Origin of the sequence: Floridaenema aerugineum BLCC-F46, assembly GCF_041929345.1 — a bacterium.
GTDB classification, from domain to species: domain Bacteria; phylum Cyanobacteriota; class Cyanobacteriia; order Cyanobacteriales; family Aerosakkonemataceae; genus Floridanema; species Floridanema aerugineum.
Genome location: NZ_JBHFNQ010000151.1, coordinates 24,044 through 50,554 on the forward strand (window position 1 = coordinate 24,044; position 26,511 = coordinate 50,554).

Here is a 26,511-nt window from a genome sequence, read left to right on the forward strand (position 1 = left end):
CTCTTCGGGTAATCTATTAACTATTATTCTTCCATTTTCCAGCCGAGAAAGTAGGCAATCTGTTCAGTTAATTCAAAGGGATCAAAGGGTTTAGAAATTATGCCTTTAATACTCAACTCCAAGAGGACTTGTGGATCGGTTGGGTTGACTTTGGCAGTCAGGAGTACTACGGGGATCGATCGCCCTTCCGGTCGAGTTCGCAACTCTCTTAAGAAAGCAAAGCCATCCATTCCCGGCATCATTACATCTAAGACGATCGCATCAGGTCGATCTACCATCACTTTAGCTAAACCCTCTCGACCCGATTCAGAGGTGAGAACATTCCACCCAGCAATATCCTCCAAACATCCTTGGACAACCGCCCGCACATCAGGTTCATCGTCAATAATTAACACTCGTTTGGTTGCCATACTCAAAATCTCTTCGTTAAACATGGAAGCAACACCACCTATTTCCGGGTAATTGCTTTGTAAAGGTGTAATCTCAATAGTTGAACTTGCTTTCATATTTGCGATCGCGGTTTTTCTAAATCTCAATAGACTTCTCCAACAAAGAATATATAAGGCAGGTAGGATGCCTACCCCACAAGAGTTTTTCGAGATGTCTAATGTAGTTTTGTTAACTTGGAAGATTAATCACGCCATAAAGGAGAGATTCGTCTTTCTTCACCTTACAAATAAATTATGAAGATTTGCTGAATTTAGCTTGAACTGACGAAGCCTCTCGCTGACTGCCATAGCAGGAGCGATGAGATGAATGGCTGGTGAGTTTCTCGTTCCATTTGTTGAACCGGGGAACGAGAACGTGGTAACACGAGGGTTCTACCTCCAAGCTCTGCAAGATCTGAGTTCAGAATTCCCAACCAAAAACGCTGTTCACCTGGTCTACTAACGCCATTGGATCAAAAGGCTTCATGATTAGACCGACTATGCCTAAATTGGCAAATTGTGCTTGTTCATCTAACAAGACTTTAGCGGTTAATAAAGCGACTGGAATTGTTTGGGTCTGGGGATTTTCCTGAAGTTTTTTTAATGCTTCTAGCCCTCCAATTCCTGGCATTGATACATCCATTAAAATGCCATCAAGCTGTTCTTTTGTGGCGATTTGCAATCCTTGTTCGCCGGAATCGGCTGTTAATATTTCCCATCCGGCAATGTCTTCTAAACATCCTTGAATAACTGCTCGAATATCGATTTCATCATCAACAATTAAAACTCGTTTTGCAGGCATAATCAGCAGGTAAGTAGAAAAATTAGCGATCGATCAACTAGATAAAGGGACTGTGAAATAAAAAGTGCTACCTTGATTTAACACACTCTCTACCCAAATTTCGCCGCCGTGCTGTTCAATAATATTACGACAAATAGCTAATCCTAAACCAGTTCCACCTTTTTCACGAGCGTCTGAGGCATCGACTTGTTGAAATTGTCCAAAAATGCTTTCTAGTTTATCTTCTGGAATGCCTCGACCTTGGTCTTGGATTGAGAAAAGCGCGGAAGTTGGGAGTTTTTTTTGGGTGGCTAAATCTTGGGGAATAACTTTGGCGCTGATGGTAATTGTGGAGTTTTCAGGAGAGAATTTAATGGCGTTACTGAGAAGATTGGTTAATGTTTGCAAGATGGCATCACCATCAGCCAAAACTTCAACTTCGCAAGGAATAATACATAAAGTAATTTGGCTTTGTTCGGCTTGAGGAAGCATCACATCAACTGATTGCCCGATTAATTCAGCAGCATGATGCGGCTGGAAGTTGAACTTTGTTTGTCCTGATTCCAAGCGCCGCAAATCGAGAATGTCATTGACTAGACGCACCAGACGATCGCTTTGTCTAGCAGCAATTTCAATCATATTCCGCATCTTTTCCGGTTTTTTATCATATACACCACCAGCAATTAAACCTAGAGAACCACGAATAGAAGTTAAAGGCGTTCTGAGTTCATGACTGACAACTGAAATAAACTCTTTTTTCATCTGGTCAATTTTACGTCTTTCGGTAATATCTTCAATAATTCCGACAAAAAAAATTGCTGTTCCATCACTTGACTTTATAGGGGCGATTCGTACTTGGGTATAACAAACTTTTCCTTGACGATCTTGATAACGCAGTTCGTTAAATACCGCTTCGTCACCTGTGACAGTTACCTCTGACCAAAATTTCCACACTTGTTCGCGATCGTCAGGATGAAGAAATTCTTTCCAACCATCCCCCAAAGCTTCCTCAGCTGTGCAATTGACGAGCTGTAGACAATAGGGATTGCTATAGATACATTTGCCCTTAGTGTCACTCAGGAAAATGCCAATGGGGGAAAACTCACTTAAAGAACGGAATTTTTCTTCGCTTTGACGCAAAGCTTCTTCAATGCGTTTGCGATCGCTAATATCAAACAAGCTCGATCGACTGATCACAAAGTTTCCCGATCGATCTCGAATTGCGGTAGCGTTTAAGCTTACCCAGCGAGTTGTTCCATCTTTGTTGAGGAACTGAAACTCTAAATTATCGATCCCACCCTGTTGCTTAAACTTAGAAAAATTCTGGTTAAAAATTTCTCTACTCCCAGGAGCGATTAAATCGCTGTATTTCTTTTTGTACAGAACCTCTTCACGGGTATAACCCAACCAGTTCAACTCCGTATCATTAATTCGCACAATGAATCCATCAGCATCCAAAGAGTGATAACCACAGGGCGCGTTATTGTAAAGATCCGCTAGTTGTGCCGATCGTTGAGCTACCCGTGCTTCTAGTTCGGCATTTAATTGTTGTAAAGCAAGTTGGGTTTGTTTGCGTTCGGTAATATCTCGACAAGCACAAAATCGGATAATTTCTCCTTGCCATTCAACTATGTTATAACTGATTTCTACATTGTAAATTGAGCCATCTTTCCGACGGTGACGAGTCTCAAAGATTCCCTTTTTTAACTTAATGAAATCATCTAAAAATTGCTGAAGTTCTTCATTAATAAAATTCACTTCCCAGTCAGCAACATTCAGCTGCGTAATTTCTTCTGGTGCATAACCAAGCATCTCAGAAAATCGGGGATTGGCTTCTAAGACATTTCCTTGTCGATCTAAAGTGACGATGCCATCGAATGAGGTATGGAATAATGTTTGAATCCGCAGCGCTGCTCTTGCTAATTCTTGTTCTGCTTGTTTGCGTTCTGTAATCTCTTCACAAACGGTATTGATACCAATAATTTTCTCGCCATCTCTCAAAGGCAAAAAACTTTCTAACCAAACTCGTTTTACTCCCGGTTGCGCTGGAGTTTCTCCTGTAATTTCCACATTTAATAGTGGTTCTCCCGTTTCCAAAATTGGGCGCAATAGTTGTTCAGCAGTATCAGCCAAATCCGGTAGTAACTCGCGGATTGTTCGCCCGATATGTTCCTCAATAGAAAACCCATTGATTTCTGCCAGTCGTTGATTAATTCGCACAAAACGCAAATCAGTATCCAAAACATTTAACCCAATGGGGGCACAGTAGTAAATTGTTTCGATTTCGGCTAATTGTCGCTGAATCTGGTTTTGACTTTCCCGGAGGGCGATTTCTGCCTGTTTACGCCCAGTAATATCAGCAGAAAAAACGATAATCCCACCAATTTCACCTGTAGCAGTATACCAGGGGTGAATCTCCCAGGAGATCCATTGCTGCGTGCCATTTGCCCGGACAAACAAATCTTCTTCACATTTCTCGATCGCCCCAGCTAAACAGCGTTGATAAATCTGTCGCCAGCGTTCGGGAATATCGGGAAAGATTTCGTAGTGCGATCGACCAATCAAGGATTCAACCGCACCAAGGTTATATTCATCTACCCAACGCTGACTTGCCATTACATAACGCATATCCCGATCGAACATCGCAATCCCAGCGGGTGCATACTGAGCAAATAACCGCAAGAGAGCTTTCCTTTCTTGTAAAGCGGCTTGGGCTTGCTTGCGTTCTGCTAGTTCCGTTTGCACTTGTGACAACAGTTCCGATTGCCCAAGCGCGATGCTGACTTGGGCGGCTAACCGCTGCAACAGGTCAATTTCTGATTCTTGCCACTGGCGAGGCGCTTCACAATGATGAGCAGCGAGTAACCCCCACAATCGATCGCCCTTCATCACTGGAACTACTAAGTTTGCCTTAACTTGGAATTGTGCCAAAAATTCAATATGACAGGGACTAATCCCCGAATTGTAAATATCCGATTTAGCTGTAACTAAGCCTTTTTTGAAAGGTTCGACATATTCTTCCCCAATGCAAGGGTCATAAATTTGCAGTGGTAAAAGTGGCATCCATTCATCTGCCACCGACTCAACTACAATCGTTCCTCCCCAACTAGGGGTAAATTGAAAAATAATCACCCGATCGGTTTTCAGATATTCCCGCACTTCATCCACAGTTGTTTGCAGGATTTCTAGTAAATTAAGCGAATTCCTGATGCGTTTTGTAATTTCTGATACCAATTTTTGTTGCTCAAATTGGTGTCGCAGCTGTAGAGACGTTGCTTGCAACGTCTCTACAGCTTTTTTCCGGGCATCGATCGCCATAATCGTTCCCGACATTCGCACAGGTTGCCCCTGTTCGTTATAAAAAGCCTTTCCCCTACCTTCAATCCAGTGAATGCTGCCATCTCCCCAAACAACCCGGAACTCATGATGATAGGGAAGGCGATTTTTTAAAGATTGGTCGAGAGCCCGTTCTAATCCTTCTCGATCGTCAGGATAAAGACAAGCATCAAAGGTTTCATATCTGCCATCAAAACTATCGAGCGCTAAACCAAACAAAAATTCATGTTCTGGCGACCAAGTGACTTTTCCTGTGACTAGATCCCAGTCCCACATTCCCATTTGTGCGGCGTTCAGGGCTGTTTTTAAGCGTTGGGCACTCTCTTGCTCTAACTTTCGGCCCAGTTGGGCAACTTTGCGGTTACTTTCCTGTAAATTACCAGTGACCAAACTAATAATTAGAGCAACAGCAGTAAAGATGCCTAAGCGCAGCAGATCGTCGAAAGCGGGTATCCCAATTTGGTGAATTGGTGAAATGAAGCAGTCGATCGCCAGCGTTGAGAGAACAACGGCTACAATACCGGGACGAATTCCCCCATACCAGGTAGTTAGAATCACCGCCACATAGAAAAATGCACCGATCGTCCGGGTGATTAACGGCTCAAACCAAAGTGTCAACAACACAGCGATTCCAGTGGAGGCGATCGCCACCAGATAAGGCAGTAAAAGACGATACACTCTGGAATTCATGCAGTTTTTGTTTACTGTTGCTGTTATCAGGTTAGTGCCAGAAGCCGGAATTGACACTCTCACCGTCGTAGGGGTAATTCATGAATTACCCCTACGACTCTTCTTGCTCCATTGAGATCAAAGATAGCTGAGATACTACAGCTTTTTATACCAGATAAATGATTTCTGATACAATATGCCAATAATTATATCAAGGTTTGTTCATTAACACTATCCCCGATTCAAACGGTATAAAATTTGCGTTGCTAATTCGGTTCCTGGTATCCCTTTGTTGATATAAGCATCGGCTCCAGCGGAGTATGCTTTGGCGATCGCATCCGCTCCCGTATGCGCTGACAAGAATAGCACTTTAAGATGCTGCCATCCGGGGTCTGCACGGACTACTTTACACAATTCTATGCCATCAAATTCAGGCATTTCTAAGTCGAGTATTAGGACATTAGGATTACTGGCTGTCAACACTTGCCAAAACTCTTGGGGATGGGCAGAGGTTGTGACTTTCATGCCATAAGATGACAATAAAATTGATAGCAACTTGAGAAAAGCTGGGTCATCATCGACAATTAAAACGCGATTATTGTCAGCTTCTTGAGGTTTTTGCTTTAAAACATCGGTAATGGTTTTGAGGATTTCGTAAACAGGTAAGGGTTTATGCAGAAATACATTTGCGCCTAACCGAGCAGCGGCTACGCGATCGGATAAATCTTCCCTAGCGGTAAAGATAATTACCGGAATTTTTGGCGATCGCCCCTGAATTTCCTGCATCAAAGTCAATCCATCTTCTGCGCCGGGAAAGTTGAGCTCCAGCAAAATTAAACTCGGCGGACTCCGATCGATCATCAGACGGGCAACATTGAGATCGGTAGCAATTTCTACCTGAAGATGCCAAGCGAGGGCTTCGATTCGTAAGCGATCGGCTAATTCCAGGTCATCATCTACAATTAAAATTCGGGAAGTTGAAACAGCAGCGGGTAAACTTTGGGGAATTGGTTGTGTTTTGGGAGGTGCATTTGTTTGTGCTTGTTCTACTGTTTGCTGCAACAAACCAACTAATTTTAACGCTTCTTGAATTTGGCTGATTTCTAAAGGATTTTCCTGGAGAAAAAGCTCAATTTGTTTCGCTTGTTGCGCCGCCTCCATTAACCCAAACATCCCCAGTGAACCAACTAATTTATGCGCTAAACCGATCGCCTCTTGCTGTTGTTCTGGCGAAAAATTCCCAGTTTTGAAGACCTTTATTAATTGGGTTAAAATCCTGACTTGCTCAACATATTTAGTTTTAAACTGATTCCATACTTTTGATGTTACCGCAAGCGCTTTTTGCTGATTTTCTGATTTTTCAGTTTGAGAATCAGAGGGAAGTGTGTTTTGAATTTTCGGGGTTACAGGGGTAACAACTTGAAGATCGCGCAGTCGATATCCTAATCCATAAACTGTTTCAATGGGATCGCTTGCGCCAGCGGCTTTGAGTTTTTGCCGAAGACATTTAACATGAGTATTAACTGTTTCCTCTCCGGGTGCGTCGGCAAAGTTCCACAGGCAATCAAGAATAGCACGACGGCTATAAATACGTTTAGGATTAAGCAGAAACAGTTCTAATAAACAATATTCTTTGGCGGTGAGATGTATGGGTTTTCCCTCACAAGTTACCTCACCTCTGTTTGAATCAAGCTGAAGATTTTCATAAGTGGCGATCGCTGGTAAAGTCTTTGCCTTGCGTACAACCGCCCGCATTCTAGCCAATAATACATCTAAATTAAATGGCTTAGTTACATAATCATCTGCGCCTGCGTCTAGTGCCATAATTTGAGTTTCCGTGCTATCATTTGCAGTTAATAATAAGATGGGATTTTTATACCCTTCTTTCCGAAGCTTTTGACACAGGCTAATACCATCTATTTTCGGCAAGCCAATATCAAGTAAAATCAAATCATATTCTTGAGCTTGTGCTAATTGAAGCCCTATTTCTCCATCAGCAGCAAGTTCTACAATCCAATGATACTCTGTCAGTTTTTCTGTAAGGATTTCTGCTGTGGCGCGATCGTCTTCTATTAATAGTAGCTTCATATTGAATTTTTTCTTAAAGCGTTCCAGCCTGTAAAAGGTTTATATCTTAATCAATGCAGCCTGTTGCTCTCCAATGCCTAAAGTAATTGATAAGTGAACTAATATTGATGTGCTGCGGTGTTGTTCAAAATTAGGCATTTCCTGCCAGCAGTTGCGACAAAACCAATATACCTGATTACTACGGATATGTCGGAGCATCGTGTGAGAGCAACAAGGACAATTTGACATAATAACCTCAAATTAGCTAAATCTTGTGATAAATGGCTGTTAAATGATGATTTCCTGGCAATGATTTAACTTTATGGTCGAAAAATGAAGAACTAATGAAGTTATCAAAGTTTACATGATTAATAAGTATTAACTAGGATTGCAAATTTACTGGTTTTATCTTAAGCGCTGTCGATCGATCTAAGAACCTCCTAGTTTATTAGTTATCTAAATTCAAGTCGTTACAGGTATTAGCCTGTAGCGACTCACTATTTTTAGGAATACTCAGATCTCAATATTGATCCCAGTCCCCAGTACCTAGTCCCCTGTCCCTTTTTGTGCTAGTCTTGCCACTGTAAGAGCGATCGCATTTGCTCCACTAAGTTTGTTGCTTTGAAAGGTTTGGTAATTACACCTGCTATTTGTAATTCAGCGAACTGTTTTTGTTCGCTTAGTTGTGCTTTGGCAGTCAGTAAAATAACTGGTATTTGTTGAATATGAGGATTTTCTTTGATTTTTCCCAGTGTGGTAATTCCATCCATTCCTGGCATCATGACATCTAGTAAAATTGCGTCTGGTTGTTCTGTTTGAGCAATTTCTATACCTTCCATTCCCGAAGCGGCAATTAGTACCTTCCAACCTGCCACTGCTTCTAAGGAAATTTGCACGATTTTGCGAATTCCTAAATCATCATCAATTATCAAAACTCGTTTAGTTACCACAACAATTTTCCTCCCATATTGGCAACGTGAAATAAAATGTACTACCTTCACCTAAAATACTTTCTACCCAAATTTCTCCGCCATGTTGCTGGACAATGCTGCGACAAATGGCTAAACCTAAACCAGTTCCGCCTTTTTCACGGGAATCTGAGGCATCAATTTGATGAAATCGCTCAAAGATTGTTTCTAGTTTATCAGCAGGGATTCCTCTACCTTGGTCTTTGATGCTGAATTTCAGTTGATGATTTGGCATTATTTCTATTTTCAGGCAAACTGTACTGCCACTGGCAGAGAATTTAATGGCATTACTTAATAAGTTAATCAAGACTTGCAGGAGACGATCGCAATCTGCATAAATTTGGTAATTTTCCATCGTCGTACTTAATTTTATGCCGCTTTGATTTGCCAATTCTTGCATTTGGTCGATCGCTTTTTTTACTACTTGTGCAGTATTGCAGCAGCTTTTTTCTAGGCGAATTTTCCCGGATTCTAGTCGCTCTAAGTCGAGAATATCATTGACTAAACGTACCAAACGCTCGACTCCTTCGGCGGCAATTTGAATTACGCTTTGTCCAGTTTCGGAACTTGGATCGACTATGTTTTCTGAGAGTAAATTAAGGGCAGCTTGCATAGAAGTTAAAGGTGTGCGAAGTTCATGACTGACAATTGAGACAAATTCAGCTTTCATCCGTTCTAGTTTATAGCGTTCGGTAATATCTTCTCCGATGCTGATTGAGCCGATCGCATTACCTTGTACATCATGCAACAAAGTGTTGCTCCAGGCAATGATTCGCTCCTCACCTGTAAGCGTGACAATCGGATTCACAAAATAACTATGAGTATTCACACCTTGAATAATTTCTTGAAAGCTTCTGCGAAGTTCTAATTTTCGCGTGTTTGGCACAAAGTTGTCGAACCAGGCTTTTCCCAAAACTTCTGCTTCGGTATATCCTGTGAGTTTCAAAAAGAAGGGATTTACATATTCTACTAATGTTTGTCGCTCTAAGCCTATCACTATTAGTTGTACATTGTCTAGGAGCGATCGCCAACGACGATTTTTTTCTTTTAAGTCTGCTTCGGTGTTTTTGCGAGCGGTAATATCTTGGATTTGACTGATAAAATACAAAGGCTCTCCTTGAGCATTTCTTAATAGCGATACACTGAGTAAACCCCACACAGTATAACCGAGTTTGTGGAGATAGCGTTTCTCCATTTGGTAAGTTCTTAATTCACCTCTGAGACATTGCTGCATATAGTCAATATCAAGATGAAAATCATCAGGATGAGTAATAGACTGAAAGTTAGTTGTTAATAACTCGGCTTCTGAATAGCCAACAAATTCACAAAAAGCAGCATTTACTCGCAAAAATTTGCCATCGGGCATGACAAGTGCCATTCCTATAGCTGCATCTTCAAAAGCACTGCGAAACCTAGCTTCGCTTTCTCGCAGGGCTTGTTCTGCCAAGATCTGATCTGTAATATCTTGAGCAGTACCGTAAATCCGAATTACTTCTCCAGCGGTGTTATACCCCACTCTTCCAATACCTTTGGTGTAGCGAATTGTATTATCTGGCAGCCGAATTCTTAGGATTAATTCGTAAGGTTCTCCTGTAGTAATTGCTCGTTGTACTGCTTGATGCAATTTTTCTCGATCTTCGGGGTGATAAAGCTGTAAATTTTCCTCATAGTTTGGTTCTCCTAATATTGGATCGCGGTTAAGAATGTGAAATAATTCTTCTGCCCAAGTAATTTTTCCTGTGGTTAAATCATAATCCCAGTTACCGATGTGGGCAACTCGTTGTGCTTCTAGGAGTAGATCTTGATGTTTACGGAGGGCGGCTTCTGTGTTTTTGCGATCGCTGATATCATTGGAAATTACAATTGCTGCTGAAATTTCTCCATCTTGCCAAATTGGAGCAATGCGCGTTTCATACCAAGCTAAATTGCCTTGGGCATCTTTGTAGCCTAAAACTTCAAAGCTAGTTGCTTCACCGAAGCAGAAAACTTGCTCAACAGCGGCTCTTTGAACTGACTGATATTCTGGAATAACATAATCATAGAAACTCTGACCAATAACACTTTTTATTGAAAATTCAGGGAAAAATCTATTAATAAAAATAACTTTCGCATCTTGATCGATCGTGAGGACAAAACTCGGGGCATTTTGTACTAAACTGCGCCATCTAGCTTCGCTTTCTCGTAAGGCATTTTCTATGCGTTTGCGATCGTTTATTTCTTGCAGCAATTCTTGGTTGGCTTGAGATAGTTCTGCGGTTCTTTGTGCGACTCTTTGTTCTAGTTCAGCAGTCAATTCAAAAAGTTCTAATTCTATTAGTTTGCGCTCGGTAATATCCAGGGTTACGCCAATCATGCGATAGGGTGTACCATCATCTTGATAATATGCTTGTCCTCTTGCCATTAACCAATGAACGCTGCCATCTGACCAAATACAGCGGTATTCTGCTTCATAGCGAGTATGTTGTTTTAAAGCTTGGCGCATGAATCCTTGCTGCATGGCGCGATCGTGCGGGTGAATCAATTTTTCAACTAGTTGACGATAGGTAATTTCATCTTTTGGAGAAACTCCGAAATTTGCTTTGTATTGAGCGGAAGTAATTAATTCTTGGCTGAGTAAATTTAATTCCCAAAAACCTGCTTTGGCGGCTTCTAATGATAGTTGTAAACGTTGTTGACTTTCTTGTAAGTGTAATTCTGCTTGTTGGCGATCGCGCAAAGCAGCTTGTTGTTCGGTAATATCTAAAGCTGTACTAATTACTAATCTTCTCCCATCGGCAAGTTCTCCTAACAATGCTGAAGAGAAATTCCAAATGCGAGTTTCTGAGGTTTTAGTAGTAATAGTATATTCCCCTTGGGAAACGCGATTTTTTGAGTGGTAAAGTTGTTGGATATCTGCGTGGAATTGATGACGCTGTTGGCGATCGGCTTTATTTATCCAAGCCATGATTGTTGGAATGTCTGCCAAAGTATAGCCAGTAATTTCTGCCCAAACTCCATTAATTAACAACACTTCTCCATCTTCAGCATGAAGCATAATCGGGATGGGAGCGTTTAAAATTGCATTACGAAAGTGGGCTTCACTTGCTTGCAATGCAACTTCTGTTTCTCGACGTTCTTTGAGTTCTGATTGTAGTTGGGTAACTAGTACTGCTTGCTGAATACCAATACCAACTTGAGTTGCTAATTGGGATAAAAAATCAATTTCTGTGGCTTTCCAATGTCTAGGGACTGTACAATTATGAGCTATTAATAAACCCCAAAGATTTTCCCCAGGCAAAATGGGAACTACTAAATTTGCCCTTACTTGAAAACCAGCTAAAAATTCCACATGACATTGATTGAGATCGGTAGCGGTGTAAATATCTTCGATCGCCCGAACTCGCCCTTGTTGATAAGCTTGTATCCAATGTTCTTGGAAACAATCATCTTTAATTTCCCATCCCAAAATAGAAAAGGCAGGATCGACAACTGATTCTACAACAACTATCCCACTAAAGTCTGGTTTAAAGCGATAAATAATGACGCGATCGCACCCAAAAATACGCCTTACTTCATTAACTGTAGCTGTTAGAATTTGATTTAAATCTAAGAATTGACGAATATGTAGGGCTGTGATAGAAACCAGTTGTTGTTCCTGTTGTTTGGGTTGTTCTTGGGTGAATTCGATTCTTTCTAAAACACTTTTAATTGTTTTATGTAATTTGGTAGCGGTGAAGTGAGTTTTCTTGAGATAATCTTGGGCACCACTTTTCAACAAATCTACTACAACTCTGGTGCGATCGCTCTCAGTAATTACAATTACGGGAAGCGAGTTTTTCTTAATTAATTTGCCCAATTGAATTAGAAATTCTTGTGCAGTCATATCGGGTAAAAGTTCATCAACCAAAATTAAATCTGGCATCATCTGTTGACACTGCTCTAATGTTGCTTGGGGGCTGGTAAATTCTAAAATTGTATAGTTGTATTCTTGATCTTGACTGAGATATTTTTGATAAAGAGTGCGATCGCTTTGTTGAGTTACAAGTAACAAAATAGTACAAGAAAGCTTGGCATTGAGAACTTTGGGTAGATTTAGCGAGCGATTAATCTGTTGTGTAAAACCTGCTAAAAGACGTTCTTGCTCAATTTGTTCTGCTAATTGTGCTCCTGTTTCTTTAACTTGGCGTTGCAGTTCTCGGTTACAGTTTTGTAACAATATGATATTTTCATTCTTCAGGCGATCGACTTCCTCGCGCAATATTTGAATCACAGAATATGCTTCCGCTGGATTCATTGCTTGCAAAATACTACGCTGAGTTAAAATCCCCATTAAATTGCCTTTTTCATCACAAACTACTAACCGCCGAATTCGATGGCGATTCATTAATTGATATGCTTGTAATAGCGAATCTTCTGGGGAAATTGGCAACAGTGGTGTACTCATCACCATTGCGGCTTGAGTTTGATAAAAGTCCAATTCTAAAGTATGAAATCGGACAACATCCCGTTCGGTGATAATACCAAGAGGTAAAACTATTCCAGCTTTATCTGTTTGAGCAATTACCACACAACTAATTTGTTCCTGCGCCATTAATCGCACTATTTGAAATAAGCTACTATTGGGAGGCGCATAAGTTACCTGTCGCACTAACACTTCTTTGACTCGGCGCAAGCGCAACAAATCGCTTGGTTGGAGTGACTCGCGCAGACTTTTCATCGTAATTAATCCGAACATCATGCCAGATTTATCTAATACTGGGAGATGCCGAATTTTCTGCTGTTGCATTAAGTTAAATACAGTGACAGCATCTTCTAATTCTGTTAAAGAAATTGCAATTAATTGCCGAGTCATGACTTCAGCAATGGTTAATTGATCCAGGGAAATTCGCTCAGAAATCAGCTTTACCAAATCCCGTTCAGTGAAAATTCCTACTAGTAATCCTCGATCAATAACTAACACGCTGCTAGAGTGTGCTTGCTCCATTTGCTGAATAACAATTGGAATTGTTGTATCGGGAGTAACAACCAGTGGATGACGGTTAATTGCTTGATAAATTGCTCCTAGTTCGGGAGATAAAGCTATGGGACAAAGTTCTGGTATATCAGATGTTTCAGATATATTTGCTCTGCAAATTGGTGCAGTTGCTTTGTCTTGCTTGAGGGCGGCGACTTCGGCGCGTAGTTGCTCCAATTCAGCAATTAATTGTTTTTTGCTTTTGTGGCGATCGCTCATCTTAAATTTAAAATCTACAATTCCTTTAGCTTGCAGTTGCTATGACTCGATTTCTCCCTTGATTTTTAGCTCGATAAAGTCTTTGATCGGCAACTCGATAAAGTGTTTGCAAGTCTTCTCCATCTTCTATAAATTGAGCAATTCCCCCACTAAATGTTACTTGAAATTCACTGCCATTTCTAGCGCTAAATTTAATTTTTCGGAACGAATCTAGCATTTCCTCCAATCGTTTGACTCCATTTTGTTTAGAAATTCCGTACATTCCCACCACAAACTCTTCTCCTCCCCAACGCCCTACGACATCTTCCATACGGAATGATTGATTAAGTAATTGCCCAAAATAGTTGAGAACGCGATCGCCCATTTGATGTCCATACCGATCGTTTACTAACTTAAATTGATCTAAGTCTAATACAGCCAAGCTAAAAGGTTGTTGCTGACGAACAGCTAAGCGCAATAATCGAGTAATATCCAACATCGATTTACCCCGATTACTCACTCCTGTTAATGAGTCTAATTCTGTTTGACGGCGAATTTTTCCCTGTTCTAATCTTTTTCTAACCCGAATTAGCAGATCTGTAGGCACAATTGGTTTATGCAAAAAGTCATCTGCTCCCGCCTCAAATCCCTGTAAAACCGTTTCCGAATCAGTATGGGCAGATAAAAACAGAATCGGCAAATTGTGCCATTGAGGATCGTTACGGATAATTTGGCAAAGGTCAAAACCACTTAATTCCGAGGTGGAAGAAATTCCATTATTTATGGAACAGCCATACAATTCTACATCGAGAATCAACAAATCGGGAGCAGTTTGTTCCAAAACTTCCCAAAATTGTTGAGCCTTGTCCAATAGTATTAAATGATAACCTTCTGGTTCTAAAACCTTTTCTAGCAGTTTCAGAATTTGCGGATCGTCATCAACAATTAATAATTTGGATAAAGTTTGATGGGACTGTTGCAAAGTTTGGCTAATTGCTGCTAGTACTTGAGAAGGCGCGATCGGCTTTTGTAAAAAACCCTTACTTCCTAATCTAGCAGCTTGGACGCGATCGCTCATGTTATCTCTAGCTGTAAACACCAAAACCGCAATCTCTGGATACTCTCTGTGCAATTGAGCCAAAAATTCTAAACCATTTTCGCCAATTTCCCCAAAGCTTAAATCCAACAATACCACATTAGGTTGTTGCTTTAAAATTAACTGCTTGGCTTGCTGCAAATTAGTTGCTACTTCCGCCTGAATACCCCAAACAACCGCTTCTGTCGCCAAATGTTCCGCTAATACCAAATCATCATCAACTATCAGCAAATTAGAGTCAGTATAATTCAGATAAATAGCTTTATTTTCTGGGATTTCTTGGGGCTTATCTATCTGGCATTCTCCTGATATTTCCCGGCATAATTTTTCAAATAATTGTCTTAATTGTTTAACTTCAAAGTTACCCAAAGACAATTCTTGCTTGAAAATTTGCTGGATTTGACGCGAGATTTGGGAAGCTTCTTCTAAGCCAAAACTACCTAAAGAGCCAATTAAAGTATGTGCTTCTCGTTCCGCTTGATGTTGTAGTTCTCTTGTCAAATCACCTCTATTTAATGCACTTATTGCTTGTTCGATAATAGTAAGGCGATCGACATAAGATTGCCGACACTCCTGCCAAATTTCCCAAAGATCTGAGGCAGGAAGCATCAAGGAAGAAGCCGCCGGATCAGCAGTATCTAAAGATAAAGATTTCTGCCGATTACCACTTTCTTGATTTGGTCGTCGCAGTCGATATCCCAGCTTATAAATTGTTTCAATCATATCTTTAACTCCGGCTTGTTTTAACTTCTGCCGCAGTCCTTTAATTTGCGCCCTAACAGCATTTTCCGTTGGCGTTTCATGCTGCGCCCAAAGTTGTTCGCTCAATCTGCCTTGACTAAATATTTGCTCAGGATAACGCAAAAATAATTCTAACAATTGATATTCTTTTAAAGTCAGAGAAATCGGCTTTCCGGCAAATGTCACCTCACAATTTTTCGGATGCAGCTGCAACTCTCCCCACTCTAATTTAGACGATCGCTGCACCTGAGTTCTCCGCCCCAAAGCCCGAATTCGTGCTAACAATTCGTCTAAATTAATCGGTTTTACCAGATAATCATCTGCTCCCGCATCTAGACCCATAACTTTATTCGTTACAGTATCTACTGCGGTCATTAACAACACCGGAGTTTCTTGATTGGGAAGATGAATGGCATAATGTCCTCCCGTCCGTAACTGCTGGCAAAAAGATATACCATCAAGTTTAGGCAACATTACATCCAGTAAAATCACGTCATACTGGAACACCTCAGCTAACTCCCATCCCTGTTGACCATCAATAGCAGTATCAACTTGATAGTGCTGCCAATTCAACGTTGTTTGTAGCAAGTTCGCCAAGCTTCGATCATCTTCTACTAAAAGAATCTTCATAAATTTATTTACTCCAATTTGTCTGCTTGATTCAGTAGCTAAACGCTTGTTTTGTTAAAGTTTTCTGCCTTAATTCGGTTTTTACGCAAGTGGCAAAGCATATAGTATAAGAATCTACCAAGCTTCCTGCTTACTGAATAAAAGTAGTTAAGAGTTTTAAATGATTCAAAGTTAACAAAAAGATGTAAGAAATTTATGTGATTTTTGTGAAAATCAATAATAATTACTCAAAATCGCCAAACCGTTGTAATTACGTACTTTTTATTTTTGCCGGGAGCCGACTAGGTAAAATTACAGCTATTAAACTTTTGTATAAGAATGTTACAAATTCACAAATATTTCACTAATTTTTTAGACCCTTAAACCGTTATCAAATTTTTTTATTGCCCGATCGTTCAGGAAGCTCCATTCCAACTCATCAGTTGCTTTAATCTCTTAGGTGAAAAACTACTATGAATAACTGCCCTTGCTGCTCCCATCAAATGCTCCGCCACATCCGACACCATCAAATTTATTGGTTTTGTCGCCACTGCTGGCAAGAAATGCCCCTACTAGAACGAAAAGTTCCCAGTTTAATTCCATCTTTGGGTAAAGATTTGCTGATTGCTTCTTTAAAACCTTCTTTAATCAGTGCTTAAATTTGTGCAATTTGAGGGTTTTTCTGCTGAAAATGAGAGTTATGAGTCAGAAGATTGAGCATCTGTGTCGCTGCTATTGTTTACCGAAAAATCCGGCATCCTGGCACAAAATTACTCGAAATTGGGAAACAAGACTAAAGCGGCGATCCAGAAATATTTGGTTAACCTTAGAGCGATCGTAAATTATTCCCCTCACATCCCGCTATTCCCGGAAATCAAACCAATTTCAGCCAAAATGAATAAATCCCAAATTAGAGCTTGACGCTAACAGCTATCTCTGCTAAGGTTGTATTTAAGTAGATATAGTCAATCTCAAGCATTCTATCTAAAAAGCAAACAAAATGTTAACCAAGTCTTATTACTTTTATTTTTGGTATCCAGCGGTTCACCGAGAGTGATCCAAGAACGCTTGGAACCAAATCGGTGAACCGCAGATAACAAAATCTGCGGTTTTTTGTTTATTTCAGGACAACAACAATGAGTACATCACTTTTCAGTTGGTATTACGGATTTTATTTTTGGCCCAGAAACAGTTCCGGGTAAATATGTCCTGTCGCCAACTTGACAACCACCCCCGGAACATGAAACAAGGTTCCGGGTTTTTTATTAACCACACTTTTTCACGAAGGAGAAACACCAATGTTCAACGCAACCCTAGCATCCCAAACCGAACTCAACCAACAAACGATCGTTAAACTTTCAGATGAAGTCCAAATAGGTGGCAAAGACTTAGTAATTATTGGTGGACCCTGTGCCGTCGAAAGTTTAGCCCAAATGGAACAAGTCGCCAGTCATTTAGTTAACTCAGTGCAAGCATTACGCGGTGGAGTTTACAAACCTCGAACTTCCCCCTACTCTTTCCAAGGTTTAGGTGAAGAAGGATTGAAAATATTCACACAAATTCGAGAGCGTTATAATTTACCAGTAGTCACCGAAGTAATGTCAATTAGTCAAATAGAAACCGTCGCCGCTTATGCCGATATGCTGCAAATTGGCAGCCGAAATATGCAAAACTTCGACTTATTAAAAGCATTAGGACAAGCTGGTAAACCAATTTTACTCAAACGAGGTTTAGCAGCAACTATTGAAGAGTTTATCAACGCTGCCGAATACATTTTAAGTCACGGAAATCCCGATGTAGTACTTTGTGAAAGAGGTATTCGCAGCTTCGATAATTATACTAGAAATGTCTTAGATTTAGGTGCAGTAGCAGCACTGAAACAATTAACACACTTGCCCGTAATTGTAGACCCATCGCACGCCGTTGGTAAACGGGAATTAGTGGCACCTTTAGCGAAAGCTGCGATCGCTTGTGGTGCAGACGGATTAATCATAGAATGTCATCCAGAACCAGAAAAATCCGTTTCCGATGCCCGTCAAGCCCTTTCCCTAGAAGACATGGTACAACTAGTAAAAAGTATAAGACCTGTAGCTGAAGCGATCGGCAAAAGAATCCCAACCTCAAAAAACCAACCACAACTTTTAGCAGCATAGAAATAGGATAGGCAAAGTCTATCCTATTTTTATTTCGTAGGGTGCGTTAGCGACAGCGTAACGCACCATTCTCCCTGCATAACCTATTCTATTTTGAAACTAGCAATTTGTTGAGCAAACCAAGCCGCAGCACTACCATTAGTTCCCTCTTTCAACCGCCCCAAAGTTTGCTCCAACAAAGAAATAGGCAAACCTTCTAACGCCAAAGACGAATCACATTCCTGATACTTACCATTTGCATCCAACTGAAACGCAAAAACCCTTAAACATTGAACATCAATCACCCAATATTCAGGAATTCCCATATCAGCATAAAGCCTTTTCTTCTCATCCAAATCAGTTGCCAAAGTCGTATCAGAAACCTCACCAATTAAATTAGGTACTCGCCACCGATTCAAATCAATTCGACGCGGTTCACCTTCTTGCCATCGAGGATAATCATCACCCAAATAAAGCAGTAAATCTGGCGCACCTGCTTGTTTTGGCGCTTTTTCTAACAAGCAACCGCCTAGCAAGCTGTATATTTGTTCTGGTTTTGTGAAGAACCAGAAACCGAATATCAAAGTGAACAGTTCGTTGATAGTAGCGTGATTAATTCCTTCCCAACCCATATCAATTACCAAAATATAGTTTTCATGAAAAAATAGCCGCATTCTGTTATTAGTTCGATCGTCCCGATAAACTAAATAGTCTTCCCAAGTAGCGGGTTGCCAATGATGCAGAATTGTTTTGTTGACTGTGGTAATTGATGCAGTCATGGTACTAATGTTGAGATAATTTCAGTAAATTAATTATAGCTAAGTTTAAATATTAGTATGTTGTTGCGCTTCAGCGCTTTAGCGCTAAAGCGCAACAACATACACCAATTATGCTTTTAATTTTGCGACAACATTCGCTACATTTGCGCCGAGTTTTTCCACTGATTCTTGTTGTTTTGGATCTACCAAACTGCCATCAGCATTGAAAGCTTCATAAGCTTTAGGAACAGCAATTTGATCGGGGAGGACAATTACTTTGATGTTACCTAAGATCGATCGCACAGTCACCAACCCCCGCAAACCCCCCAAAGCACCAGGAGAAGCACTCATAATCGCTGCTACCTTATCAGCAAAAGCTGCCAAAGGTGGCTCATTTTCCCCAGGACGGGAAGCCCAGTCGATCGCATTTTTCAAAACCGGAGTAATCGAACTATTATACTCAGGACAAGCAATCAAAAGACCATCATGAGCAATCATCAACTCCTTAAACTTTCGCGCACTTTCCGGTGTTCCCTCTTCCTTTTCTAAATCTTCATCAAACAGAGGCATCGGAAAATCACGCAAATCTATATAAGTCACCTGGGCACCCACTGCACGCGCACCATTAGCAGCAACTTGGACAAGTTTTTTGTTATAAGAATCCTTGCGAGTGCTGCCTGCAAATGCCAAAATTTTCGGAGTGTAAGCCATAAATGCTATTTCCTTCTGTTCAATTTGTGTGCGAACAATTTTTAATTACTCAGCGCAATCATAATATAATCAAATCATCGCTTTTGGCGAGAATTTTGGATAATTTGTTGCAATTGTTGTACCAACTGAGGGTTCTTTTGCAATAGCTGAATTAGTTGTTGATTTTGTCTTCCTACCTGTTGCACAAGTTGCGGATTACTTTGAATTTGGTCAAGCAACTGTGGGTTTGATTCTACCAATTGTTGCACCAACATCTTGACTAACTCTGGATTTTCGAGTAATAACTGTTGCGCTTGTTGAGTCAAAGCGGGATTTTGTTGAATTAGTTGTTGTACTTCTTGTAAATCAGTAGTTTGAGCAATTAAATCAGCCTTAGCGAAATTTCCTAAACTCAGAAAACCCCAAAAACTTCCCGCCAAAACAGTAGTTAAACCTAACTTGGTAAGTTGCATCATTTTTGTTAATCCAGCGAAAATTAGTGAACTGTTTGCAGATTTTGTAGGGGAGAAGCATTCGGGTCAAAATTTACAACCTAAAACCTAAATTTCTTGCCCGAATGCTTCGCCCTTATTGCATCCAGTCTAATCTTAGGCTAGATCAAATAACAAAAATTCAGCAGAATTTGTTGCCTCAATAGCCACACGATTTTCTTCACTGATAGCCGCACCATCGCCAGCTTTCAAAGGTAAATCATTAAGCATAATTTGCCCTTTAATTACTTGTACCCAAACATGGCGTTGCGGTTCCAGGGTATGCACCACCTGTTCCCCTGGCTGGAGTAAACTAGCGTAGAGATCCACATTTTGGTGAATGGTAACAGAACCATTGCGACCATCGCCAGAAGCAACTAAGCGCAGTTGACTACGCTTTTCTTCATCAGCAAACATTTTTTGTTCATAACCTGGTTTTATACCTTTTTCATTCGGCAAAATCCAGATTTGTAAAAAATGCACAGGCTCAGTTTCAGAATGATTGTACTCACTGTGAGCAATTCCAGTTCCCGCACTCATTCTTTGCACTTCACCCGGACGAATTACCGAACTAGTACCCAGCGTATCTTTGTGTTCTAATGCACCTTCAACCACATAAGAAACAATTTCCATATCCTTGTGAGGATGTGTACCAAAACCCCTTCCCGGTGCAACTCGGTCTTGATTTATCACTCGTAAATCACGAAATCCCATAAAATTAGGGTCATAGTAAGAAGCGAAAGAAAATGAGTGATAACTATCAAGCCAGCCGTGATTTGCGTGTCCTCTTTCTTCTGCTGGACGGATGATAATCATAGTACTTTCCTGTTACTTACTGCGTTTTATTTCTATATCTACTCTAGAACCTATAAGGCTAAAATGAAAAGTATGCACTTTAAAGTAAGATAGTTCCCAAAAAGTTACTATGGAAAAGTTTGATACTTCAGAAAGATTGACTTGTTCGGTAGAAATCACTTTAAAAGTGATAGGCGGACGTTGGAAAGTATTGATTTTAAGAGAACTTTTTGTTGGGATCAAAAGGTTCGGAGAACTACACCGAGCTTTGCATGGAATTACTCAGAAAATGTTAACGCAGCAGTTAAGAGAATTAGAGCAAGATGGGATTATTAATCGTCATGTTTATTTGCAAGTTCCGCCGAAAGTTGAGTATTCGCTGACGGAATTAGGGGAAACTTTAAAGCCAATTCTTGATGCAATGCACGAATGGGGATTAAAGTATTTAGAAAACAGATAAACGTAGGGTGCGTTAGTGCAACGTAACGCACCATTACCACGAATGAACATTTTCCCCATCAACCCGAAAGAGCCCGCACCATTCTCGCTTAATGATAGTTAATTAACGATCGCAATCCTATTTAAGTTATTAACTCTTCTTTCTCTTTCCTCTGCGTTCTGAAGCATCTGGAGTGGTAAAAGAAATATAACCTTTACAAATAATCAGGAGTTACACAGGAGAGATGGTGCGTTAGTGATAACGTAACGCACCCTACGTATAAGAGAAGCTACCAGCTTTGAGCATAATCACTAAATGTTCGATTTGCTCATACTCATCTAATTCCAGACGTTCTTGTGTAGTTAATTCACCCATTTTACTGCGTTCTAAAAGAACACGCAGACGTGCTTGCATTTCCGGTGTGGGACTAAAAGCGGTAATTTGTTCAGGTGTGGGATTGCTGGCAAGAAAGTTGAGAATATAACGATAGATGTTAGCTGATAATGGTGGCTGTTGCAAACTGAGGGTAAGCAGTTCTGGGAGTCTATCTCCTAGTTGTGCTAATTGTTGGGAAAGTTCATCAGGTATTTCTAGGATAATTCGAGCCACTGGGTAACACCTTTGTTAGTGAGTTTCTTCTCCTAATTGTATCTATCTGGCTAGAGTTGTGACTTCACTACTAGATAAAGGAACTTATCTCTGAAATTAGAGTATTCCTTATTTTCTTAAAAACACCACTTGTTCTACTACTTGACTCATGAAGAAATTATTAAGATTGGAAACTTTTCTTAGATTAAAACGGTTTATAAAATGAGAATGTAGAGATAATATATGATTTTAAAATTTCCATTTATTTTGAATGTTTAAGAATAATGTTTATATGTAAATAAAATAAGTATTTGCTTTTTTGCAAACATATTTATTGGTAAGATTTAATTGGTTTGCATTGAGACTGTTTTAGTAACTACCACTATTAAGGATATTTTGCTATGTCACTAGTCAGGGCTGTACATTTAGCAGTTTTAATTGGCGGTTTAGCTTACACTAATATATCCCCTGCTTTAGCTGCAACTCGTATTCAATTCGCACGGGGTAGTTATTGTGGAGTTTATTCTGGTAATTTTTCTAGTGGACGTGAATTTGTCTTACATCTAAGAAAGGGGCAAAATTTCACAAGTCGTAATACTGGCAGCGGAACTCAATATGATGTATATGTTCGTGGCCCCGGAGGGCGCGTTCCTGGTACAAAAGTATCACCTTCTCAAATTGATTATGCTATCCCTGTAACAGGAAATTACTACATCTATGTTGAGTCAACTACTAACTACAACTCTATAGAATTTTGTGCTTATTGACTCAATTGATTCATGGAAAAACCAAGCTCTTACTCAGGGTATAGTGTTAACTTATTGCCCCAGTCTTCAACGATTTCATAGACTAGGGCAATATTTGTTAGTTATTTTGCTGTTAATTTTTCTGTCTGTAAAATAGCTTCTATGCCATAGTTGATTGGTAAAAGGGGTGAACCATAAAGACGACTGCGATCGGCAAAATCAACATCTTGTGTCACAATACAAAAATCTTGAGACTTGGCAAATTCCTAAATTTCGATGTCCTCTGCCTGAGTTAAATTATGAAACTGAACATGACTAGAGTTAGGGAAAATATCTGCAAGGCGAGTTACTAATTTCCGGCTCAAGTTTTGGTCAAACAGCAGTTTCAATTGTTACCTACCACAGCAATTAGACGACGTTCTCTGTCAGCAGCAAATTCTAAACACGCTCTGATATCTTCTTCAGTCAACTCAGGAAAATCATCTAAAATTTCTGCATGAGACATCCCTGCTGCTAACCAACCTAAAACATCATAAACTGTAATTCGCATTTGTCTAATGCAGGGTTTTCCACCACGCTTGCCTGGTTCAATAGTAATGATGTTGCGATAACTCATAACAAACTTAACTTTAATCTTTTTCCTCAGTTTAGCCTCTCTTGTCTTCCCTACTTAGATCTTGCATCAGTATCAATACCCGCCTGCGAATCAATTCGCAGGCTAATAGCGAAACTCCTCTGAAGAGGACTAAATATCTACAATCAAAAGCCAGGACTTACGCAGTGAAGCTAAATGTAGTAACACTTTTCTTGAATGCCGTAGGCTATACGCACTCTACTTGTAGAGGCTTTGCGTAAGTCCTAAAAAGCTTTAGTCCACTTGAGTGGACTTGAGCTATTAGCCTGCGAATTGATTCGCAGGCGGGTATTGACACTAATGCAAGATATTGTTCCTACCTTCAGCCTTCAGCCTTCCCCTTGCGGCAACTACCCTGATAACATACGGTTCTCACCACTGCTATTCCTCACCCTACAGAGCTAACCTTTAATCAGTACACAAAAGTTCACATCAGGATGAGGATTCATCCATATTATTGAACGCTCGGCGAGGTAAGCCCACTTATGTTTGAGTACTTTACAGACAAAGCAGTTAAAGCGGTAATGCTAGCTCAGGAAGAAGCACGTCGCCTGGGACACAACCTCGTGGGAACCGAGCAAATTCTCCTGGGGTTGATTGGAGAAGGAACAGGAGTACCTGCTATAGTCCTGAAAGATAATGGCGTTACTCTGGAAAAAGCACGTAAAGAAGTAGAAGGTATTCTTGGTCGGGGTAGTCGTTTCGTCCCCAGAGAAATTCCCTTCACCCCAAAGGTTAAGCGGGTTTTTGAGCAAGCTTATCAAGAAGCTCGTCAATTAAGACATAATTACATTGGCCCTGAACACTTACTGCTGGCAATTATTCAGGAAGAAGCTGGAGTTGCAGTTAAAGTGTTGGAAAATTTGGGTGTTGACATTGCCATGCTTCGCAGCGAGATTATCAAGATGCTGGGAGATGTAGCTACCGTTGCTCCTGGTGGTAGACAGCAAGGATTTTCTCGTGGTAGAACGAAGACTGCAACCTTGGATGAATTTGCGAGTAATCTAACGAAGTTAGCGGCAGAAGGTAAATTAGATCCAGTTGTGGGTCGGGAAAAGGAAATTGAACGGGCTGTTCAAATTCTAGGTCGTCGGACTAAGAATAATCCGGTATTGATTGGAGAACCGGGAGTTGGTAAAACTGCGATCGCAGAAGGTTTAGCACAACGCATCGCTAACGAAGATATCCCGGAAATGCTGCAAGACAAGCAGGTTTATAGTCTCAATATGGGTTCTTTAGTTGCTGGAACTCGTTTTCGCGGTGATTTTGAAGAACGCATTAAAGCAATTCTTGATGAAGTTCGTCAAGCTGGAAATATCATTTTAGTAATTGATGAAGTTCATACTTTAGTTGGTGCAGGTGGTGTAGAAGGCGGTATGGATGCTGCTAACTTAATGAAACCTGCATTGGCGAGAGGTGAATTGCAATGTATGGGAATGACAACTTTAGATGAATATCGCAAGCATATTGAAAGAGATGCTGCTTTAGAACGTCGTTTCCAACCAATAATGGTCGGTGAACCTTCTGTAGAAGAAACGATCGAGATTTTATATGGTTTGCGTTCTGCTTATGAACAACACCATAAGGTAAAAATCTCGGATGAAGCTTTGGTTTCTGCTGCGAAATTCTCAGATCGTTATATTTCCGATCGCTTTCTTCCCGATAAAGCAATTGATTTGATTGATGAAGCTGGTTCTCGCGTTAGATTGAGAAATAGTCAATCTTCTGGAACTAAGGAATTGAAGCAAGAGTTGCGTCAAGTTACCAAAGAGAAAGAAGAGGCGGTTAAGCAGCAAGATTTTGAGAAAGCTGGCGAATTGCGCGATCGCGAATTAGAGTTAGAAGCTCAACTAAAAGCGATCGCTGACAATAAAAATGCGCCAATTCATCCTGAAGCAATGCCGATCGTTGATGAAGAAGATATCGCTCAAATTGTTGCCGCTTGGACTGGTGTTCCTGTTAGCAAATTGACGGAAACTCAATCGGAATTGCTGTTACATATAGAAGATACATTGCATCAGCGGTTGATCGGTCAAAATGAAGCGGTGACGGCAGTTTCTCGCGCCATTCGTCGCGCCAGAGTTGGGTTGAAAAATGCTAATCGCCCGATCGCAAGTTTCATTTTCTCAGGCCCTACTGGAGTTGGCAAGACCGAATTAGCCAAAGCATTAGCCGCCTATTTATTCGGATCAGAAGAAGCGATGATTCGCGTCGATATGTCCGAATATATGGAATCTCACACTGTTTCTAAATTAATTGGTTCGCCTCCAGGTTTCGTCGGTTACAGCGAGGGGGGACAATTAACTGAAGCAGTACGCCGCAGACCTTACTCGGTGGTGTTGTTTGATGAAATCGAAAAAGCTCACCCCGATGTCTTCAATACCTTGTTACAACTGTTAGATGATGGTCGTTTAACTGATGCTAAAGGTCGCACGGTAGACTTCAAGAATACCTTGTTAATTATGACCTCGAACATCGGTTCTAAGGTGATTGAAAAAGGTGGTGGTGGATTAGGTTTTGAGTTTGCGGAAAATCAAAGTGAAGCGAATTATAATCGAGTTCGCAATTTGGTAAATGATGAACTCAAGCAATATTTCCGTCCTGAATTTCTGAATCGGGTTGATGAAATTATCGTCTTCCGTCAGCTAACTAAGGATGAAATTAAGCAAGTTGCTGAGATTATGTTGCGCGAGATTTCTTCTCGGTTAAGTGAACAGGGAATTACTTTGAATGTGACTGAGAGATTTAGCGATCGCTTAGTTCAAGAAGGTTACAATCCTGCTTACGGTGCGAGAGAGTTACGCCGGGTAATTATGCGACTTTTAGAAGATAGTTTAGCGGAAGCAATGCTATCAGGTCGCGTTCAAGAAGGTGATACTGCTGTTATTGATATTGGCGAAGCTGGCGAGGTAGTCGTCACCGCAGAGAAACAGCATGATTTAGTGCTGCAACCTGTTGGTTAAAGCTTTGCACTGTTAAGTTTCCCCTGGTAGTAATACCGGGGGATTTTTTGGAACCACAGAGACGCAGAGGACACAGAGAGAAGAAGGAGGAGTTTTATTACAACCTCGATATTTTCTCCCTCTTTCCTCTGCGTCCTCTGTGCCTCTGCGGTTCATTTTAAAAGTTTTTTTAATTAGATTTAGTATCATTTAGGATTGCCATCTTTAATCAACTAACTGTTAAGAATCAAATCGATGGAAATGGCAATATCAAAAAAGGCTAAGGGCTGAATTGTTCTGCTTGTCAAGATTTGTTTTGAATTGTACTCCCCGTTTTGTGGGTCACGAAAGACCACTAATTGTAATTCGTTTAAGTTAACGACCCCGTATTCAGGAATGTTAACTTCGGC

19 protein-coding genes and 1 pseudogene are annotated in these 26,511 nt (G+C 40.5%); 5 read left to right on the forward strand and 15 right to left on the reverse strand.

Annotation, left to right across the window (positions count from 1 at the left end; genetic code table 11):
* Positions 1 to 23: 23 nt before the first annotated feature.
* The 7 genes from ACE1CC_RS19945 to ACE1CC_RS19975 all read right to left on the reverse strand — a co-directional run bounded on the left by ACE1CC_RS19945 (position 24) and on the right by ACE1CC_RS19975 (position 15,907).
* Positions 24 to 506, reverse strand: a complete 483-nt coding sequence (locus ACE1CC_RS19945) for a response regulator (RefSeq protein WP_413272183.1) — start codon at positions 504 to 506, stop codon at positions 24 to 26.
* 343 nt (positions 507 to 849) lie between these two features.
* The gene (locus tag ACE1CC_RS19950; RefSeq protein ID WP_413272184.1) at positions 850 to 1,230 is read right to left on the reverse strand and encodes a response regulator; all 381 of its coding nucleotides are present in this window, start codon (positions 1,228 to 1,230) and stop codon (positions 850 to 852) included.
* Between the two features lie 33 nt (positions 1,231 to 1,263).
* Positions 1,264 to 5,235 carry a PAS domain S-box protein gene (locus tag ACE1CC_RS19955; protein WP_413272185.1) on the reverse strand — a complete coding sequence of 1,324 codons (3,972 nt, stop codon included), beginning with the start codon at positions 5,233 to 5,235 and terminating at the stop codon, positions 1,264 to 1,266.
* Positions 5,236 to 5,445: 210 nt separating this feature from the next.
* Entirely contained in the window at positions 5,446 to 7,302 is a 1,857-nt protein-coding gene (locus ACE1CC_RS19960) for a response regulator (RefSeq protein ID WP_413272186.1), read from the reverse strand.
* Positions 7,303 to 7,850: 548 nt separating this feature from the next.
* The gene (locus tag ACE1CC_RS19965) at positions 7,851 to 8,231 is read right to left on the reverse strand and encodes a response regulator (protein WP_413272187.1); all 381 of its coding nucleotides are present in this window, start codon (positions 8,229 to 8,231) and stop codon (positions 7,851 to 7,853) included.
* Positions 8,221 to 13,461, reverse strand: coding sequence for a PAS domain S-box protein (locus ACE1CC_RS19970; RefSeq protein ID WP_413272188.1), 5,241 nt, complete (start codon positions 13,459 to 13,461; stop codon positions 8,221 to 8,223). Before ACE1CC_RS19970 ends, ACE1CC_RS19965 begins: the two co-directional genes overlap by 11 nt.
* A gap of 25 nt (positions 13,462 to 13,486) precedes the next feature.
* Positions 13,487 to 15,907, reverse strand: coding sequence for a response regulator (locus ACE1CC_RS19975; protein ID WP_413272189.1), 2,421 nt, complete (start codon positions 15,905 to 15,907; stop codon positions 13,487 to 13,489).
* Positions 15,908 to 16,359: 452 nt separating this feature from the next.
* Here ACE1CC_RS19975 and ACE1CC_RS19980 point away from each other — a divergent pair, with 452 nt between their 5' ends.
* Positions 16,360 to 16,545 carry a hypothetical protein gene (locus tag ACE1CC_RS19980; RefSeq protein WP_413272190.1) on the forward strand — a complete coding sequence of 62 codons (186 nt, stop codon included), beginning with the start codon at positions 16,360 to 16,362 and terminating at the stop codon, positions 16,543 to 16,545.
* 73 nt (positions 16,546 to 16,618) lie between these two features.
* Here ACE1CC_RS19980 and ACE1CC_RS19985 read toward each other — a convergent pair whose 3' ends face one another.
* On the reverse strand, positions 16,619 to 16,741 hold the full coding sequence (locus tag ACE1CC_RS19985; protein WP_413272191.1) for a hypothetical protein: 123 nt from the start codon (positions 16,739 to 16,741) through the stop codon (positions 16,619 to 16,621).
* A 443-nt stretch (positions 16,742 to 17,184) separates the two neighbouring features.
* Here ACE1CC_RS19985 and aroF point away from each other — a divergent pair, with 443 nt between their 5' ends.
* Positions 17,185 to 18,039 carry a 3-deoxy-7-phosphoheptulonate synthase gene (gene aroF, locus ACE1CC_RS19990; protein WP_413272192.1) on the forward strand — a complete coding sequence of 285 codons (855 nt, stop codon included), beginning with the start codon at positions 17,185 to 17,187 and terminating at the stop codon, positions 18,037 to 18,039.
* 83 nt (positions 18,040 to 18,122) lie between these two features.
* Here the strand turns inward: aroF and ACE1CC_RS19995 are convergent, their stop codons facing one another.
* The 4 genes from ACE1CC_RS19995 to ACE1CC_RS20010 all read right to left on the reverse strand — a co-directional run bounded on the left by ACE1CC_RS19995 (position 18,123) and on the right by ACE1CC_RS20010 (position 20,773).
* Positions 18,123 to 18,797 (reverse strand): Uma2 family endonuclease, encoded by a 675-nt coding sequence (locus ACE1CC_RS19995; protein ID WP_413272193.1) that lies wholly within the window; start codon positions 18,795 to 18,797, stop codon positions 18,123 to 18,125.
* A gap of 108 nt (positions 18,798 to 18,905) precedes the next feature.
* Positions 18,906 to 19,487: an NADPH-dependent FMN reductase gene (locus ACE1CC_RS20000; RefSeq protein ID WP_413272194.1), complete on the reverse strand. Its 582-nt coding sequence runs from the start codon at positions 19,485 to 19,487 to the stop codon at positions 18,906 to 18,908.
* Between the two features lie 74 nt (positions 19,488 to 19,561).
* Positions 19,562 to 19,942 carry a hypothetical protein gene (locus ACE1CC_RS20005; protein ID WP_413272195.1) on the reverse strand — a complete coding sequence of 127 codons (381 nt, stop codon included), beginning with the start codon at positions 19,940 to 19,942 and terminating at the stop codon, positions 19,562 to 19,564.
* A gap of 132 nt (positions 19,943 to 20,074) precedes the next feature.
* Positions 20,075 to 20,773 (reverse strand): pirin family protein, encoded by a 699-nt coding sequence (locus ACE1CC_RS20010; protein ID WP_413272196.1) that lies wholly within the window; start codon positions 20,771 to 20,773, stop codon positions 20,075 to 20,077.
* A gap of 109 nt (positions 20,774 to 20,882) precedes the next feature.
* Between ACE1CC_RS20010 and ACE1CC_RS20015 the strand changes: the two genes are divergently transcribed.
* Complete coding sequence (locus tag ACE1CC_RS20015; RefSeq protein ID WP_413272197.1) at positions 20,883 to 21,212, forward strand: winged helix-turn-helix transcriptional regulator; 330 nt, start codon at positions 20,883 to 20,885, stop codon at positions 21,210 to 21,212.
* Between the two features lie 252 nt (positions 21,213 to 21,464).
* On the opposite strand, the gene ACE1CC_RS20020 is transcribed toward ACE1CC_RS20015, so the two are convergent.
* Positions 21,465 to 21,800 carry a hypothetical protein gene (locus tag ACE1CC_RS20020; RefSeq protein WP_413272198.1) on the reverse strand — a complete coding sequence of 112 codons (336 nt, stop codon included), beginning with the start codon at positions 21,798 to 21,800 and terminating at the stop codon, positions 21,465 to 21,467.
* Between the two features lie 380 nt (positions 21,801 to 22,180).
* On the opposite strand from ACE1CC_RS20020, the gene ACE1CC_RS20025 reads away from it, so the two are divergent.
* Positions 22,181 to 22,546, forward strand: a complete 366-nt coding sequence (locus ACE1CC_RS20025) for a hypothetical protein (RefSeq protein WP_413272199.1) — start codon at positions 22,181 to 22,183, stop codon at positions 22,544 to 22,546.
* Positions 22,547 to 22,710: 164 nt separating this feature from the next.
* Here ACE1CC_RS20025 and ACE1CC_RS20030 read toward each other — a convergent pair.
* A pseudogene (locus ACE1CC_RS20030) lies at positions 22,711 to 22,914 on the reverse strand (DUF5615 family PIN-like protein); the annotation flags it as partial.
* The gene (locus ACE1CC_RS20035) at positions 22,911 to 23,141 is read right to left on the reverse strand and encodes a DUF433 domain-containing protein (RefSeq protein WP_413272200.1); all 231 of its coding nucleotides are present in this window, start codon (positions 23,139 to 23,141) and stop codon (positions 22,911 to 22,913) included. The gene ACE1CC_RS20035 and the pseudogene ACE1CC_RS20030, both read right to left, overlap by 4 nt.
* Before the next feature lie 503 nt (positions 23,142 to 23,644).
* Here ACE1CC_RS20035 and ACE1CC_RS20040 point away from each other — a divergent pair.
* Entirely contained in the window at positions 23,645 to 26,122 is a 2,478-nt protein-coding gene (locus ACE1CC_RS20040) for an ATP-dependent Clp protease ATP-binding subunit (RefSeq protein ID WP_413272201.1), read from the forward strand.
* The last annotated feature ends 389 nt before the right edge of the window (positions 26,123 to 26,511 follow it).